This window comes from Thermoactinomyces sp. DSM 45892 (assembly GCF_900107305.1).
Taxonomy (GTDB): Bacteria; Bacillota; Bacilli; order Thermoactinomycetales; family Thermoactinomycetaceae; genus Baia.
In genome coordinates this window covers 13,861-30,685 of the sequence record NZ_FNPL01000014.1, presented here as the reverse complement: position 1 = coordinate 30,685, position 16,825 = coordinate 13,861, and the positions used below count along the sequence as shown (strand labels likewise).

The 16,825-nt window shown below is 42.7% G+C and carries 16 protein-coding genes; 14 read left to right on the top strand and 2 right to left on the bottom strand.

The features are described 5' to 3' along the window. Window positions 1–117: 117 nt before the first annotated feature. The 8 genes from BLU58_RS11995 (at window position 118) to BLU58_RS11960 (ending at window position 7,960) form a co-directional block, all read left to right on the top strand. Window positions 118–1,350 carry an NAD(P)-dependent malic enzyme gene (locus tag BLU58_RS11995; protein ID WP_093292453.1) on the top strand — a complete coding sequence of 411 codons (1,233 nt, stop codon included), beginning with the start codon at window positions 118–120 and terminating at the stop codon, window positions 1,348–1,350. Window positions 1,351–1,398: 48 nt separating this feature from the next. Beyond that, entirely contained in the window at window positions 1,399–2,094 is a 696-nt protein-coding gene (locus BLU58_RS11990; protein ID WP_093292452.1) for a FadR/GntR family transcriptional regulator, read from the top strand. Window positions 2,095–2,122: 28 nt separating this feature from the next. Further along, complete coding sequence (gene accD, locus BLU58_RS11985; protein ID WP_093292451.1) at window positions 2,123–2,974, top strand: acetyl-CoA carboxylase, carboxyltransferase subunit beta; 852 nt, start codon at window positions 2,123–2,125, stop codon at window positions 2,972–2,974. Window positions 2,975–2,979: 5 nt separating this feature from the next. Further along, on the top strand, window positions 2,980–3,957 hold the full coding sequence (locus BLU58_RS11980) for an acetyl-CoA carboxylase carboxyltransferase subunit alpha (RefSeq protein WP_093292518.1): 978 nt from the start codon (window positions 2,980–2,982) through the stop codon (window positions 3,955–3,957). A 78-nt stretch (window positions 3,958–4,035) separates the two neighbouring features. Further along, complete coding sequence (pfkA, locus tag BLU58_RS11975; protein ID WP_093292450.1) at window positions 4,036–4,995, top strand: 6-phosphofructokinase; 960 nt, start codon at window positions 4,036–4,038, stop codon at window positions 4,993–4,995. A gap of 28 nt (window positions 4,996–5,023) precedes the next feature. After that, window positions 5,024–6,784: a pyruvate kinase gene (pyk, locus tag BLU58_RS11970; RefSeq protein ID WP_093292449.1), complete on the top strand. Its 1,761-nt coding sequence runs from the start codon at window positions 5,024–5,026 to the stop codon at window positions 6,782–6,784. Window positions 6,785–7,116: 332 nt separating this feature from the next. Next, window positions 7,117–7,557 (top strand): acyl-CoA thioesterase, encoded by a 441-nt coding sequence (locus BLU58_RS11965; RefSeq protein ID WP_093292448.1) that lies wholly within the window; start codon window positions 7,117–7,119, stop codon window positions 7,555–7,557. 4 nt (window positions 7,558–7,561) lie between these two features. Then, window positions 7,562–7,960 carry an FxsA family protein gene (locus tag BLU58_RS11960; protein WP_093292447.1) on the top strand — a complete coding sequence of 133 codons (399 nt, stop codon included), beginning with the start codon at window positions 7,562–7,564 and terminating at the stop codon, window positions 7,958–7,960. Between the two features lie 111 nt (window positions 7,961–8,071). On the opposite strand, the gene BLU58_RS11955 is transcribed toward BLU58_RS11960, so the two are convergent. Both BLU58_RS11955 and ytvI read right to left on the bottom strand, forming a co-directional pair. Next, window positions 8,072–8,647, bottom strand: coding sequence for a hypothetical protein (locus BLU58_RS11955; RefSeq protein ID WP_093292446.1), 576 nt, complete (start codon window positions 8,645–8,647; stop codon window positions 8,072–8,074). A 223-nt stretch (window positions 8,648–8,870) separates the two neighbouring features. Next, the gene (gene ytvI / locus BLU58_RS11950; protein ID WP_176786647.1) at window positions 8,871–9,995 is read right to left on the bottom strand and encodes a sporulation integral membrane protein YtvI; all 1,125 of its coding nucleotides are present in this window, start codon (window positions 9,993–9,995) and stop codon (window positions 8,871–8,873) included. Window positions 9,996–10,371: 376 nt separating this feature from the next. Here ytvI and citZ point away from each other — a divergent pair, with 376 nt between their 5' ends. The 6 genes from citZ (at window position 10,372) to BLU58_RS11920 (ending at window position 16,820) form a co-directional block, all read left to right on the top strand. Then, entirely contained in the window at window positions 10,372–11,484 is a 1,113-nt protein-coding gene (gene citZ, locus BLU58_RS11945; protein WP_093292444.1) for a citrate synthase, read from the top strand. Between the two features lie 86 nt (window positions 11,485–11,570). Further along, window positions 11,571–12,860, top strand: a complete 1,290-nt coding sequence (gene icd, locus BLU58_RS11940; RefSeq protein ID WP_093292443.1) for an NADP-dependent isocitrate dehydrogenase — start codon at window positions 11,571–11,573, stop codon at window positions 12,858–12,860. Window positions 12,861–12,887: 27 nt separating this feature from the next. Then, the gene (gene mdh / locus BLU58_RS11935; RefSeq protein ID WP_093292442.1) at window positions 12,888–13,829 is read left to right on the top strand and encodes a malate dehydrogenase; all 942 of its coding nucleotides are present in this window, start codon (window positions 12,888–12,890) and stop codon (window positions 13,827–13,829) included. A gap of 102 nt (window positions 13,830–13,931) precedes the next feature. Next, on the top strand, window positions 13,932–14,456 hold the full coding sequence (locus BLU58_RS11930) for a PH domain-containing protein (RefSeq protein WP_093292441.1): 525 nt from the start codon (window positions 13,932–13,934) through the stop codon (window positions 14,454–14,456). Continuing rightward, window positions 14,440–15,879, top strand: coding sequence for a PH domain-containing protein (locus BLU58_RS11925; protein ID WP_176786646.1), 1,440 nt, complete (start codon window positions 14,440–14,442; stop codon window positions 15,877–15,879). Before BLU58_RS11930 ends, BLU58_RS11925 begins: the two co-directional genes overlap by 17 nt. Before the next feature lie 230 nt (window positions 15,880–16,109). Next, window positions 16,110–16,820: a response regulator transcription factor gene (locus BLU58_RS11920; RefSeq protein WP_093292439.1), complete on the top strand. Its 711-nt coding sequence runs from the start codon at window positions 16,110–16,112 to the stop codon at window positions 16,818–16,820. Window positions 16,821–16,825: the final 5 nt, after the last annotated feature.

Below are 16,825 nucleotides of genomic sequence, written 5' to 3'. Positions count from 1 at the left end.
AATAAATGGTATGTTCTCTTTTACCCCATAACGCAATTTTGGTATAATGTCTCTTATTGGTGGTCAGACCACTGGTAAGAGAGATAGATAAGCGTAGAGATAGAGGAGAGATCAGGTTTGTCCAGTTTAAAAGAAGCGTCACTCAAGATGCATCGAAAACATCAAGGGAAGTTAGAGGTACAGTCTAAAGTTCCGGTTGAAACTTCCTATGATTTAAGCCTGGCTTATTCTCCAGGGGTAGCTGAGCCTTGTCGTGAGATACATGTAGATCCAGATAAGGTATACGACTACACGATGAAAGGCAACTTAGTAGCAGTTGTATCAGATGGGACGGCTGTACTTGGCTTAGGAAACATTGGCCCGGAAGCGGCGTTGCCCGTTATGGAGGGAAAGGCACTCCTTTTTAAATCGTTTGCAGGGGTGGATGCTTTTCCGCTTTGTCTCGATACAACAGATGTAGAAGAAATTGTAAAAACAGTAAAGATGCTGGCTCCCACTTTTGGTGGTGTAAATCTAGAGGATATCGCAGCACCGAATTGCTTCCAAATTGAAGAACGTTTGCAAGAAGAAGTGGAGATTCCTGTGTTTCATGACGACCAACATGGGACAGCCATTGTTACATTGGCGGGATTAATTAATGCTTGTAAAGTGGTAAATAAGAAACTTTCCGAGATTCGAGTGGTGACAAGTGGTGCAGGAGCTGCTGGGATCGCGATTATTAAATTATTGATTAGCTTGGGTGTACAAGATGTCATTATGTGTGATAGTAAGGGAATTATTTATGAAGGGCGTCCTCATGGGATGAATTCGATGAAGGAAGAGATTGCTAAGGTAACGAACCGCTCTGGATTGACTGGGGATCTAGCTGCTGCGATGAAAGGTGCGGATGTCTTTATCGGTATTTCTGTAGCCAAAATGGTGACACAGGGGATGGTGCGCTCGATGAATCGCGATCCGATTATCTTTGCGATGGCGAACCCAACACCTGAAATCATGCCAGAAGAAGCCTATCAAGCTGGTGCGAGAGTAGTGGGGACAGGACGTTCTGATTATCCAAATCAGGTTAATAATGTATTAGCGTTCCCAGGTATTTTTCGAGGTGCGCTTGATGTACGAGCAAAACGGATTAATGAAGCGATGAAAATAGCCGCGGCATATGCGATATCGGATCTTGTCTCTCCAGAAGAGCGATCGGCAGAAAAAGTGATTCCAGATGCACTCGACCCGAGAGTTTCAGCTAAAGTGGCGGCTGAGGTTGCCAGAGCTGCGATTGAAACAGGTGTGGCACGGGTAGAACTAAGTCCGGATGTAATTTACGAACGAACACTACAGCTTACCGAGCGAAAATAGGCTACAATAGTGATCAAGACATCTTTGTTTGTTAGGAGAGCATATAGGATGAAGGATGTAAGCTCGAATAAATTCCATAGCATCTTAAATAGTATCCATCAATTAATCAAAGCGGATGGTCTATCTACAGGTGATCGCCTTCCTTCTGAACGAGAGTTGTCTGAGCGACTACAAGTTGGGCGTTCTACGGTTCGAGAAGCATTGCGTTCTCTTGAGCTATTAGGGATTATTTCGACTAGACGTGGTGAAGGAACGTTCTTGGAGTCATCTCAGTCGAATCAGATTGTAGAGTTATTAGCCAAATATATTTTGCAGGGACATCAGGTACTGGAGAATTTATTAGAGACGCGCGTTCTGTTAGAGATGGGGGCTGTTTGGCTATTATGCGATCGCATGAAAGAAGAGGATTTAGCCGAATTACGTGAGGTGAACGATCAACTTTTGCAAGTAGAGAAGCTCGAGCAGGTTGTACAACTTGATTCCATTTTTCATAAGCGCCTTGTTTATTTATCCCGAAATCATTTATTAATTCGTATCTGGCAGGAGATCATGCAGTTTTTACATACTCAGCCTGCTGTTTTATCTTTATCAAAGGTAACGGGTGCGCAAACATTGTGGGACGAGCATAAGAGGTTACTTACGGCGATTCGTGATCGTGATATGGCCCAGTCTCTATCATTGATGAAAGAACATTTCAGTCCATCCATGTTTCAAGCGGTTGAACCACAGAGCAATCCAGTATAGATGAATTTATCGAATGAGGTGATCCCACTTGCTTAAGGATCTATTTCGCAAACAAAAAAAATACGCTACTATTCCTACAGAGGCTACTAAAAATCAGGTCCCAGAAGGGATCATGCAGAAGTGCCCTACTTGCGGAACGATTCTTCTTTCAAAAGAAGTAGAGAAAAACGAAAAGGTGTGTAAAGTATGTGGCTATCACTTTACGATGACGGCACCAGAGCGAATTCAATCTTTAGTAGATGATGGACGATTTTTTGAGTATGATTCTGATTTGATTTCAGTTGATCCACTACAATTCCCAGATTATCAGAAGAAAATTAAGCAGGATATGGACAAAACCGATCTGAAAGAAGCGATTATCACAGGTGAAGGAACGATGGATGGCTATCCTGTCATTCTCGGTGTAATGGACCCTCGGTTTCGGATGGGAAGCATGGGTTCTGTGGTAGGGGAGAAGATCGCTCGTGCAGCAGAGCGCGCCGTTCAAAAGAAATTTCCCTTTATCCTCTTCTCTGCTTCTGGAGGAGCTCGAATGCAGGAGGGAGCACTTTCGCTTATGCAGATGGCGAAAACGAGTGCGGCTCTTCAAAAGATGAATCAGAATCAGGTTCTGTTTGTCTCCGTCTTAACAAATCCAACTACGGGTGGGGTATCGGCCAGCTTTTCTTCTTTAGGGGATATTAACATTGCGGAGCCAGGAGCCTTAATCGGGTTTGCTGGGCGACGTGTGATCGAACAGACTGTACGCCAAAAACTTCCAGATGATTTTCAGACATCGGAGTTTTTATTAAAGCATGGACAACTGGATTTAGTCGTCCCAAGGCTTGAATTACGTGATACGCTTGTGAAAATCCTTGAACTTCATACTACTAGGGGGTGACTATGATGGGTAATTATCTACCATTTGAGAAGCCGATTTTAGAGCTCAGGCAAAAAATTGATGAATTGAAAGCATTTACAAAAGAAAAAGACATTGATTTTAGCTCAGAGATTGATACACTTGAATCGAAAGCAAGACATCTCGAAACAAAGATCTACGGAAATCTGACCACTTGGCAGAAAGTACAAATTGCTCGTCATGCATCACGCCCAACGAGTGTGCATTATATCCAAGAGATTTTCCAAGATTTTATCGAGCTGCACGGGGATCGCCACCACGGTGATGATTCCGCGATCGTAGGAGGAATCGGGAAGCTAAATGGGATTCCTGTAACCGTGATCGCGCAAGAGCGGGGCAGAGATACTAAGGATAAGATTGCCCGAAACTTTGGCCTACCCCATCCAGAAGGATACCGAAAAGCACTGCGTCTTATGCAACAAGCGAATAAATTCGGTCGTCCTATCATTACGTTTATTGATACTCAAGGTGCCCATCCAGGTATTGAAGCAGAGGAACGCGGGCAGAGTGAGGCCATTGCTCGAAACTTGCGGGAGATGGCAGGTTTTGAAGTTCCCATCATCTGTGTGGTCACGGGTGAAGGCGGTAGCGGTGGGGCACTCGGAATCGGCGTAGGTAATCGCCTCCTGATGCTAGAGCATGCTTATTACTCGGTTATTTCTCCAGAAGGGGCTGCGGCTATATTGTGGCGAGATGCTAGCAAAGCGCAAGAAGCAGCAGAGGCACTTAAAATTACAGCACAAGATCTCCAGGAACTCGGAATTGTCGATGAGATTATTTTAGAGCCGAAAGGCGGGGCACATCGTAATTCTCAGTTAATGGCTGAAACGATCCAACATACATTATGTAAGCACTTAAATGAACTCTTACCACTTAGCCAGTCGGAATTAGTGGAAGACCGTTACCAAAAGTTCTCGAAAATAGGGCAGTTTTCATCTGCTGCTGTATTTGAGGGGAGCCGGTAACGGTTTCTCTTTTTATGATATATGGACGTAATTTGTCCCTGTGGGATGGGAAATGCTTTCAATGAGGAGTGAAAAAGAATGAAACGGATTGCGGTTTTAACAAGTGGCGGAGATGCTCCCGGGATGAACGCTGCTATTCGTGCAGTTGTACGGAATGGGATCTATCATGGCCTACATGTGTTTGGTGTATATCGAGGCTACACCGGACTCATTCAAGGTGATTTTAAGGAGCTCTCGGTTGGTTCGGTAGGGGATGTGATTCAACGAGGCGGAACCATTTTATATAGTGCTCGTTGTGATGAATTTCGTACAGAAGAGGGACGACAAAAGGCTGTAGAGCAATTACGTAAACATGAGATTGATGGACTTATTACGATCGGTGGAGATGGAACGTTCCAAGGGGCTAAGAAGCTAACTGAACTCGGTTTTCCAACCATTGGTGTTCCAGGTACAATTGACAATGATATAAATGGTACTGATTATACGATTGGATTTGATACAGCGGTTAATACAGTGATCGATGCAATCGACCGTATTCGTGATACTGCTACTTCGCACGAACGGACATATATAGTGGAAGTGATGGGGCGGGATGCAGGTGATATTGCTCTGTTAGCTGGGCTAGCCGGCGGTGCAGAATCCATCTTGATTCCGGAAGTAGACTCAAGCTTAGATGAAATCATTGCTCGTCTGAAGCACGGTGCAGATCGTGGGAAAAAGCACAGTATCATCATCGTCGCAGAAGGTGTGGGCAGTGCTGTTGATATCGGCCGCCAAGTCCAAAAAGCGACTGGTTTTGAAACACGTATTACGGTATTAGGTCATGTACAGCGTGGGGGTACTCCGACCGCTTTCGATCGCGTGTTAGCTAGCCGTATGGGAGCAAAAGCGGTTGATCTTTTATTAAGCGGGCAGAAAGATATGATGGTTGCGATTCGAAATAATGAAGTGCTCGGAATTGATTTTGATGAGGCAAGCAGTCAGAATCATCATCTTGATTTATCGAATCATCATTTGGCAAGTATTTTATCGATATAATGACGACAGGGAAGGAAGAAACTTACCTATGCGCAAAACAAAAATAGTATGTACGATCGGCCCAGCAAGTGAAGAGGTCTCGATGCTTCGTCAGTTAATTAAGCAAGGGATGAATGTGGCCCGTTTAAACTTTTCCCACGGTTCCCACGAGGAGCACGGAGGTAGGATTCGGAATATCCGTCAAGCTGCTGCGGAAGAAGGACAAACCGTTGCCATCTTACTTGATACCAAGGGTCCGGAGATTCGCACAAAGGATCTGTTGGCTCCAGAAGTGGAATTGAAGGCGGAAGAAACGTTTGTCTTAACTACAGAAGATATCTTAGGTGACGAGAAAAAAGTGGCTGTTACGTATGATCAGTTACCAAACGATGTAAAACCAGGTACGACAATTCTGATTGATGATGGTTTGATTGGCCTTGAGGTAAAAGAAGTAACGGGTACTGATATCATCTGTAGTGTTACGAATGGTGGTATTCTAAAGAACAAAAAAGGGGTTAATATCCCAGGAATCAAAATCAATCTTCCGGGTATCACAGAGAAAGATGCGGCAGACATTCAATTCGGCATAGAGCAGGGTGTCGACTTTATCGCAGCATCATTCATCCGAAAGCCAGAAGATGTCTTGGACATACGGAAAATCTTAGAGAAGCATCAATCCGATATTCAAATCATCTCTAAGATTGAGAACCAAGAAGGATTAGATAACATTGATGGAATTTTAAAGGTATCTGATGGCTTGATGGTAGCTCGCGGAGATCTTGGGGTAGAGATCCCGACGGAAGAAGTGCCGATTGCACAAAAAGAACTGATCCGTAAATGTAATCTACTCGGAAAACCCGTTATTACTGCTACCCAGATGTTAGATTCGATGCAACGCAACCCACGTCCTACGCGGGCAGAGGCAAGCGATGTAGCAAATGCGATCTTTGATGGAACAGACGCGATCATGTTATCTGGCGAAACAGCGGCAGGTCGTTATCCAGTAGAAGCAGTACGCACCATGGCTACGATTGCGAAAAAAGCAGAATCGACACTCCCGTATAAAGAGTTATTGAAGAAGATGCAACGAGACACCGACCTCAGCATCACCGATTCAATCGGGCAAGCAGTCGTTTACACTTCGCACTCATTGGATTGCTCTGCAATTATCACAGCAACTGAACGTGGCTACACTGCACGTATGATTTCCAAGTATCGTCCAAGTGTGCCGATTATTGCGGTAACCCCTCATAAAGATGTACAAAGAAAATTACAGCTCATTCACGGTGTTTATCCGGTATGTGGCAATATCTGTGGAAATACCGATGAAATGTTCCAATCTGCCGTACAATCTTCTCTTGCCTCAGGCTTTATCAAAGAAGGCAACTTGGTTATCATTACAGCCGGTGTACCAGTAGGGAAATCAGGAACAACCAACCTGATGAAGATCTATGTAGCAGGTGGTGTTCTCCTCCAAGGACAAGGAATTGGTAAGAAAGTGGTTTCTGGGCCAGTCGTGGTGGGGAACACAGCGGATGAAATCAATCGCAAAATGGTAGATGGAGCGATTATCGTCACTCGTGGTACGGAGAAAGAGATGATCCCATCTTTTGAACGTGCAGCTGCCGTCATTACGGAAGAAGGTGGACTTACCTCTCATGCCGCAGTTGTAGGGGTTAGTTTGGGAATCCCTGTGGTAGTGGGTGTGGAGAATGCAGTGAATCAATTAAAGAGTGAGACGATTATTACCGTTGACCCTTCACGTGGTTCGATTTACTCCGGACAAGCAGATATCATTCCAAAAACATAAAATAAGAGCACTGGACTTGTTACCAGTGCTCTAAATGTTTTTTTCTTAGAAAAGACCAAGGCGTGGGAAGACCCACCAACGAAGCTTTCTTTTTAATTTGCGTTTACGAAACATGGTGTCTTAACTCCTTTCCTTCTGTTTATCTATTTTTTCTGTACACGAAGCAGGATTTTTTTCTTTTCGCTTATACTCATTATGTGAGTCCGGCCGAATAAATATGTGTCGGCATTATCTTTTCACATTTGAGTGAGGTTGGCAAGAGGTTTTTTAGAGTTATAATAGCAACAAACGATGCAAGCTATGAAGACAAGCAACGGGAGGTATTCGCTAAAATGAATGCATCTAACTATGTATCACAGTCCTCGATTCGGGTACGTTATCAAGAGACGGATCAGATGGGGGTTGTGTATCATTCGAATTATCTGGTTTGGTTTGAGATTGGACGTACTGATTATACCCATGACTTAGGGTATAGTTATCGGGAACTTGAGAAGCTTGGGGTTATGCTCCCGCTTATTGAAGTGAAAGCAAATTATCGTGCACCTGCGCGATATGATGATGAAGTGATCGTATATACTACTTGTACAGAAGCTTCCGGAAGTCGGCTCATATTTGAATATGAAATCAAACGAAAAAGAGACCAAGTATTGCTTACGACGGGACATAGTGTTCATGTCTGGGTAAATAAAGAGATGAAACGCGTAAACATGAAAGAAAAGTTTCCTGATCTATTTGCTAAGCTAGCCGCTTCAGCTACTCAAAAAAGGACGTGATCGAATGATAAAACGACTCTTCCTTCCCTTTATTTTATTGGGGATATTAGAAATATGGGGAATTGCCTTCGTGGGTAACTGGATTGGTCCTATTCCTACGGTCTTGCTGATTCTCGCGTCTGCTTTTCTAGGTTGGCATTATGCTCGTAGACAAGGACTCCAGATCCTGCGGGTGATTCGACTACGACTATCTAATCAGGAAGTTCCAGGTGATGAAGTAATTGATGGGTTGCTCATCCTTGTAGGTGGGATTTTGTTAATTATTCCAGGTTTTTTGTCCGATATAATTGGAATTTTAATGATGATTCCCTATACACGAGGGATGATGCGTCTATTGGTAAAATACACGTTTAAGACTCGTATCGCAAAGAGAATGGTAGTGTGGGGGCCAAAGCGAAGGTAAACAGGACGGAACGAGGAGCAAATGTATCTGATCACGGCGAGGTTAGTGAGCCTACTGATCGGATACATTGCCCCGGTACATTTGATTCCGTATGTGGTTCGTCAGCGGATTTTATGGGCTTTCGTCGGGATCAGCTCGATTAAAGAGGTAATTTAGTAGATTTGCATATAAAGCCAATAAAAAAGATACTTTTCCTGAGGTAATCTCTACACCCGGACTAACCGCGAGAATCGAATGGATAATGAGCCAGTCGATGGTGATGGTGATGGGAAATAGGAGCCAAATATGAAGGTTGTAAAGGAATGCTTGTAGGATAACACGAAAGGGGAGGAATAATAGAATACTGGAACATATGATTCCGATAGCGATTGAGAAAGAAGCCATAATCATTATCTCAAAGTTGACGAAATGGAGTCCTGAATATTGAATCCAAGACAGAATTTGAAAGAAAAGCAGAAAGGGAAGAGAAAAAAGGAATAGGACAAAAAGGATTGTCAACGATGTAATAAGCGTGATATACATTTTTTCATACCATGAAGAATCTTTTTGGATCTGATCACCAGTAAGTGGATCTTGAGCCTCTGTTTCCCCACTATTAACCCATCGTGAAGAAAGTTCTCGCAATATATCCGCAACGATAAAAACGACCGCAAATAAAATCGTGAAGTAAATGCCAAGGATCTGCATCGCTATTTTCCTCCTGCCGCTCTCTCTTTTCCTGACAGAAGTGATCTTGTTTCATCATCATTTTTATTGAAGCATGTATATTAGTATATATTCACAACATGTAAATGGTTTGTGTTATTGGAGAAAAATATAGGAGAATCTACTTCCATAAATAATCTGAATGTAAATAGCAAATAGGCTCCCTATTACAGGAGAGCCTTATTCGTCCATCATTTACAACCTACTATGGAGCGGATTGTTTATGGGTTCGGTTTAAAGGTGCCACGATATAATGGTACACATCCTGAAACACCCTGGCCCGATAGAGTGCCAACATAATCACTGTTACCACTGGACCAATAATAAGCCCAGTAAAGCCAAATAATTGTAGTCCTACAAACAAAGCAATTAAAGTTAACAACGGATCCAGTCCTACATTACTCGCTACTAGCTTAGGCTCTAATATCTGACGCGTAATCACGATAATCGCGTAAACTACGCAGAGTCCAATGGCAATTTCCACATCGCCAATCAGAAACAGATAAATAATCCAAGGTATCACCACAGCGCCTACTCCTAAATACGGAAGCAGGTCTACAATCGTGATGACGACAGCTAAGGTAAAGGGATACTTTACCCCTAGAATTAACAGTCCTATAAGCATGATAAGTCCCGAGATGGTGATTAACGTTACTTGAGCGCGGACAAATCCAAATAAAGCTTTTCGAATGTCTTCAAATACAAGGCCACCTGCACTTCGGACTTTCACAGGTATAAACTTGGTTGAGCGATTCTTTATCTTATGTAGATCCAAGCTGATAAAAAAAGTAGCCAAGGTAACAAAGACGAGTACGGTTAGCAGGAAGGGAAGGTTGCTTAGAAATGTGCCGATTCCAGATAAGATGTCGGTGATCGTTTGGGTGATCTTCACTGTAACCACGCCTAAATTCTCCCGTATACTGTCTTCGATTCCTTTTTGATGGGTCGGATTTTTAGCCAGATAGGTTTGAATGGTTTCCACAATCTTGTTCATACTTGACCCATCTCTCGAAAAGGGATCGAGTAATTGCTGTCCAAACTGATTTAGTATTTTAGGTAGGAAATCGGATAGCTTAGCAAGCTCTTGAACCAGTTCGGCAACCAAGAAGATAATGGTAGAAATCACAATCGAGAGCAAGAATATGAGCATAATCAGAACCCCAGCCCAGCGAGGGAGACGAATTCTACGTTCCAGCCACCTTATCGAAGGTTCTAAGAAGATGGCAATCAACCAGGCAATGAGAAAGGGATATACCAAAGGTAGAGAATAGGTAAGTGTTAAATATACTCCGATTAAAATGAGTAGAACAACGAGGCTACGTAGTCCCACCTGCATCCATGGTCGTAGTGTCAGAAGTCCCACCTCCTAGAATGAAGAGATCTATAGGGTAGATTATACCATTTCAAATGAGTACATTGACAGCTTTCTCACAAGGTGCGAAATGAGGGTGTTTATGTTACACTAATATCGTAAATGAATCGTCATGCACATAGAGGCACCATACACCGAGTTTTTTAGATTAATAAAATATTTCGCATCTGTAGGTAGGCTTTCCTCTTTATGTATAAGGCAACAATTATATAAAGTAATGATTGGCCTTCCTATATTTTGCTATTTTCAATAATCGAATGGACATCGCCTTCACTTGTGAATATAGAATGCATCGGTGCCTATATGCGTGTTAGACTGAATAAAGGAGCGATATATCATGGTTGCAAAAGGATTAGAAGGTGTTGTAGCACTTACTTCTGAAATCAGTTCCATTGTGGATGGAGTGCTTACTTACCGTGGATATGACATTGATGATTTAGCAGAGCATGCTACTTTTGAGGAGGTTGCGTACCTTCTGTGGAATGGTCGTTTACCTTCGAAGTCTGAATTAGAGCAATTGAAGCAAGAATTGGAAGCATATGCTACTTTGCCAGAAGAGCTACTTAAACAGTACAAGTCATGGCCTCTAGATGGACATCCAATGAATTTCCTACGTACGGCAGTTTCTGCCTTATCCTTATACGATAAAGAGACAGAAGACAATAGTCATTATGCAAACTATCGTAAATCCGTTCGATTAACCGCTCAACTACCTGTCATTGTAGCAGCATTTGCTCGCCTTCGTGCTGGAAATGAACCAGTAGCTCCTAAGCCTGGTTTAAGCTTTGCAGCAAATTTCCTCTATATGTTAAATGGAGAAGTGCCATCCGATGTTGCAGCCAAAGCATTTGATAAAGCTCTAGTGCTTCATGCTGATCATGAATTAAATGCTTCCACATTTGCGGCACGTGTGACAGCGGCTACCTTAACAGATATTTACTCAGACATCACCAGCGCAATCGGTGCACTTAAAGGACCTCTTCACGGGGGGGCAAACGAGCAAGTGATGGAGATGCTAAAAGAGATTGAAAGTTTGGATCGTGTGGAAACCTATCTACAAACAAAATTTGATAACAAAGAAAAAATCATGGGCTTCGGACATCGTGTATATAAGGATGGAGACCCACGAGCAAAGCATTTAAGAGAGATGTCCCGCCAGCTAGGCGAGCAAATGGGAGAAACCAAATGGTATGAGATGTCTATTAAATTGGATGAAATCGTTGTAGCGCAAAAGGGCATTTTACCAAATGTAGACTTCTACTCAGCAAGTGTATACAACTACCTCGGTATCCAAAGCGATATCTTCACACCTATCTTTGCGATCAGCCGCGTTACGGGCTGGACGGCACATGCTCTAGAACAATACAGTAACAATCGCTTGATTCGCCCACGTGCAGATTATACAGGCCTTGTAAATCAAAAATATGTACCAATTGAACAACGATAATACCAATTAGGGGCCGTGGCTGGCGGCTGCTGTCCCGTTGGTTTTCTTTTTATATATTCAGCGAACAAATGAAGGGGTGTAGCATCATGACACAATATGTCCCACCAGTTGCTGGGGAAAAGATTACGATTCAAAACGGAAAACTACAGGTTCCCAATGTACCTGTGATCCCGTTTATTGAAGGGGACGGAATTGGTCCTGATATTTGGGCAGCAGCGAAACGAGTATTAGATGCGGCTGTTGAAAAAGCGTACAAAGGTGACAAGCGTATCGCGTGGATGGAAGTGCTTGCTGGAGAGAAGGCACATAGTGCAGTAGGTACATGGCTTCCAGAAGAGACACTCGATAGCGTTAGAGAATATCTAGTCGGGATCAAAGGGCCTTTAACCACTCCCGTAGGTGGCGGAATCCGATCATTAAACGTGGCCCTACGTCAAGAATTGGACCTCTATGTCTGCCTCCGTCCAGTTCGTTATTTCGAGGGAGTTCCTTCTCCTGTGAAGCACCCTGAAAATGTGGATATGGTGATCTTCCGTGAAAACTCAGAAGACATCTATGCTGGCATTGAATGGGAAGCTGAATCAGATCAAGCGAAAAAGGTTATTGCTTTCTTGCAAGACGAACTAGGAGTGAAGAAAGTTCGTTTTCCAGAAACCTCTGGTATCGGAATTAAACCTGTATCCAAAGAGGGTACTGCTCGCCTTGTGAAATCTGCTATTGAATATGCGATTCAGCATAATCGTAAGTCTGTGACGCTCGTACATAAAGGAAATATTATGAAGTTTACAGAAGGCTTATTTAAGTCTTACGGCTATGAAGTGGCAGAGCGAGAGTTTGGCGATAAAGTGTTTACTTGGGCACAGTATGATCGCATCAAAGAAGAGTTAGGCTCAGAGGCGGCAAACGAAGCACAAGCGCAGGCAGCAGAAGCAGGCAAGATTATCGTAAAAGATGTGATTGCGGATGCCTTCTTGCAACAAATTCTAACTCGTCCGAAAGAGTATGATGTGATCGCCACTCTAAACCTAAACGGTGACTATGTTTCAGATGCGTTGGCTGCACAGGTGGGTGGGATTGGAATCGCACCGGGCGCTAACATCAACTATGAAACAGGACATGCTATTTTTGAGGCAACTCATGGTACAGCTCCGAAGTATGCAGGTCTTGATAAGGTGAATCCAGGATCGGTCATCTTATCTGGTGTTCTCATGCTTGAATACATTGGGTGGCAAGAAGCTGCAGATCTGGTGTATAAAGGAATCGAAGTGTCCATCTTGAATAGAACGGTTACCTATGACTTTGCACGTATGATGGATGGTGCAACCGAGGTAAAATGTTCTGAGTTTGCTGATCATGTTATTAAAAACATGGCATAAAAAATAGATAAATCGAGAGGAGAAATCATCATGATTCGTCGTAAGAAAATTTCTGTGATTGGTGGCGGCTTTACAGGTGCTACAACCGCTCTCATGGTGGCACAAAAAGAATTGGGTGATGTAGTACTAGTTGACATCCCACAAGCAGAAAACCCAACAAAGGGAAAAGCACTTGATATGCTTGAGGCAAGCCCAGTTCAAGGGTTCGATGCAAAGATCACAGGAACAAGTAGCTACGAGGATACCAAAGATTCTGATCTGGTGATTATTACTGCAGGGATTGCTCGTAAGCCTGGTATGAGCCGCGACGATCTTGTAAATACCAATGCCAAAGTGATGCGCTCGGTTACAGAACAAATCGTAAAATTTTCTCCAAACTGCATCATTCTTGTACTGACGAATCCAGTGGATGCGATGAGCTACGAAGTATTCCGTACATCTGGCTTCCCGAAAGAACGAGTAATCGGCCAATCGGGTGTGTTAGATACAGCACGTTTCCGTAGCTTCGTAGCTGCAGAATTAAATGTATCAGTAGAAGATGTAACGGGCTTCGTTTTAGGTGGTCATGGCGATGACATGGTGCCACTCGTGCGCTATTCCTATGCAGGTGGAATTCCACTCGAAAAACTGATTCCACAAGACCGCCTGGATGCGATTGTAGAACGTACTCGAAAAGGTGGCGGGGAGATCGTAAACCTACTTGGTAACGGTAGCGCTTACTATGCACCTGCAGCCGCCCTCACTCAAATGGCAGAAGCGATTTTAAAAGATAAGAAGCGTATCCTGCCTTCCATCGCTTATCTAGAGGGCGAATATGGTTATAACGATCTATATCTGGGTGTTCCAACTGTCCTAGGTGGTAGCGGAATTGAGCGAGTTATTGAACTAGAATTAACAGACGAAGAGAAGAAAGAGCTCGATAAGTCAGCTGATTCCGTTCGCAAAGTCATGCAAGTATTAAACGCTTAGTTATGAAATGTAAAGACACACCCTTTATGTATTGGAGGGTGTGTTTTCTGTGTTTACCATGCAAATCGCACGGGTATTCTTTTGAAAGATGTTAACATTCTAATGAATTTTGAAGTAGAAAGTGGTGGATATGTGATTAGACCGACGAGAACTCTTCCCAAGGAGTCGTTACAAGTTAGGCAGATTACAGCTGTGTTTGGAAATGTGATTGGAGTGATGTTGGGGATTGCAGGGATCTTCGTATTTCCATATTGGGAATGGCCGATATGGATCTCAGGAGCGATCATAGGTATATCAGTAATCGGCTGGCTTGCAGAGTTTTTTTGGTATAACCGTCTCCAATGGAAATACTTTCTTTATGATGTGAATGAACGTGATGTTGTGATTCAAAAGGGTGTTTTTTTTCAAAAATTAGTTTATGTTCCTATGACTAGAATCCAACATGTGGATATTAAAACAGGTCCGCTTATGAGGAGATATGGTTTGGCGGAGCTTCGTGTACATACAGCTGGAAGTGGGACATTTGAAATAGGTTACATTATGCTTGGAGAAGCAGAACAACTATGTGAACAAGTTCGTCAGTGGATTAAAGTGGATGAGGATGAATTCGATGCAGAAACTGAGTAAAAAAAGTATTCTTTTTCGTTCTTTGCCACTCGATTTTGAGCTCATTGTCCCGTTAATTGGTTTGTTTGTCTTTGCCTATAGAAGTATATGGGGGGTAGGGTTGTTACTAGCACTCGCCCTATTTACTTTAGTAGCTGAGTGTCTAAGATGGAATTTTACGTTATATGAACTTTCAGATACTGAGTTTAAATACTATACAGGGGTATTTACGAAAACAAGAGCGATCATCTCACATTCTAGAATTCAAACAGTCGACATCACTCAATCGGTTACAGAAAAAATATTTGGGCTAGCTACTTGCAAGATTGAGACACCAAGTGGAGAAGAGACTGAGGTTGTATTAGTCGGTTTGAGAAAAGAAGTGGCAAAAGAATTAAAAAGAAAACTATTAGATGATAAAGCCTCTATAGAAACAAGTGTAATGGATAACCAGCGGAGAGTGCCGATCTATTCTCCTTCAGTGGAACGAGTAAAAAAAATCGAACCATTTGAGTTGAAGCTTCTTGCGCTCAGTTCTTTTAGCGGAGCGATGACGGTAGCTGTAATCGTATTTTTATGGAATATAAGAGATGAACTAGATAATTTGAAAAAGTTTTCAGCATTAAATGGCTTTGTTGAACGAATTGAATCTACCTTTTCCGGAATTGACTGGTTAAGTCAGGCTGTGGTGATCGTGGGTGCAATGATTGTGATCTTGCTTACTTGGGCAACATCAGCAATCTATACATACTTGAAATTTCATCGATTCCAAGTAACACGATTGTTGTCTAGTATTTTGATAGAGCGCGGTTTTATAGAAACCTACCAGACTTCCATTCAAATAAGTAAAATTCAAGCAGTACGAATCATTGAAACCCCTCTCAGACAATGGCTGGGTTGGGTCAGTATTATGGTTGAGTGTGCGGCTAAAGATGATGAAAATAAGGAAAAGGCAGTCATATTTCCATTTGTTCGCAAAGAGAAGGTAGAGGAATTTTTAGAAGAGTTCCTTCCTGAGTTTTCATACCCAGCAGAAATGAACCTGGAACGTTTTTCTTCCATTCCCTATAAGAAGACGAGCTGGATTAAGGTTCTTAGTAGCTTTGCAGTTGTAGGAGGAATTTGTTACTTTTGGTTGCCAAGTTGGCAATGGTTTGCTATCCTAGGCACTTTACTCAGTATGGGAGCATTATGTTATTCATGGATTCGATATCGAGATGGAGGTTATATACTATTACAGAAAGCGCTCATTCATCGGAGGAGAGGGATGAATCGCGTTACAGAAATGGTTCCGTATAAGTCGTTCCAGTATAAGAAACTGATTTATAACCCTCTTTATCGCAAGCATGACTTAGTGAGGTGGTCTACGGCATTGTTAACAGGCAAGTCGATTGATATTTGCTATATTCCACAGGAAAAAGCAGACGAGTTGATGGAGAGGTAGTTCATAATTAAAAAAATACATCCATTTAACATCACACGATAAAGAGCAGAAAATGGATGGATATCCATAAGCAAACAACGGCAAGGAGGGTAGAGAGATCTTCTTGCTGTTGTTATTTTTCTAAACCGGACTTCTTGTAAAGGATTTGTAAAAAACGGATTGAATCATTGGAAATAGGAAGTGAAATCAGAGATGATAGAAGTAACATCGAGATACGTGGGGTGACGGTCATGTCAAAACGAATTCTAGTGGTGGATGATGAGTCTTCGATTGTGAAATTAGTGCAATTTAATTTAGAAAAAGAGGGCTTTCTTGTGGACAGTGCTTCGGATGGTTTGATGGCGATTGAGAAATTGAAGAATCAGCTTCCTGATTTATTATTATTGGACCTCATGCTTCCGCAGATTGATGGATTGGAAGTATGTCGACGGCTACGCCAAGAGAAAATTCATGTGCCGATTCTCATGCTTACGGCAAAAGCGGATGAGTTTGATAAAGTGCTTGGGTTAGAGCTAGGTGCTGATGATTATATGACCAAGCCGTTTAGCCCACGGGAACTAACTGCGAGGGTGAAAGCTATTCTTCGTCGAATGGAAGCATTAAAGGAGAGCCAACAAGAGGAGACGGAAACTTCATTGATTAAAATAGGTGAACTCCTGATAAATCCAGATGGTTATGAGGTGACTCGAGCTGGAAAGGAATTAGAGTTGACCCCGAAGGAGTTTGAATTGCTAGCTTATATGGCGAACCATCGCGGAAAGGTGCTATCTCGTGATCAGCTGCTTAATGCGGTTTGGAATTATGATTATGTAGGGGATTCACGAATTGTTGATGTGCATGTGAGTCATCTACGCGATAAGATCGAAGTCGATTCCCGTAACCCTTACTATATTAAGACGGTTCGTGGGATCGGGTACAAATTTGAGGGAAAGAAGTTATAGCCCAT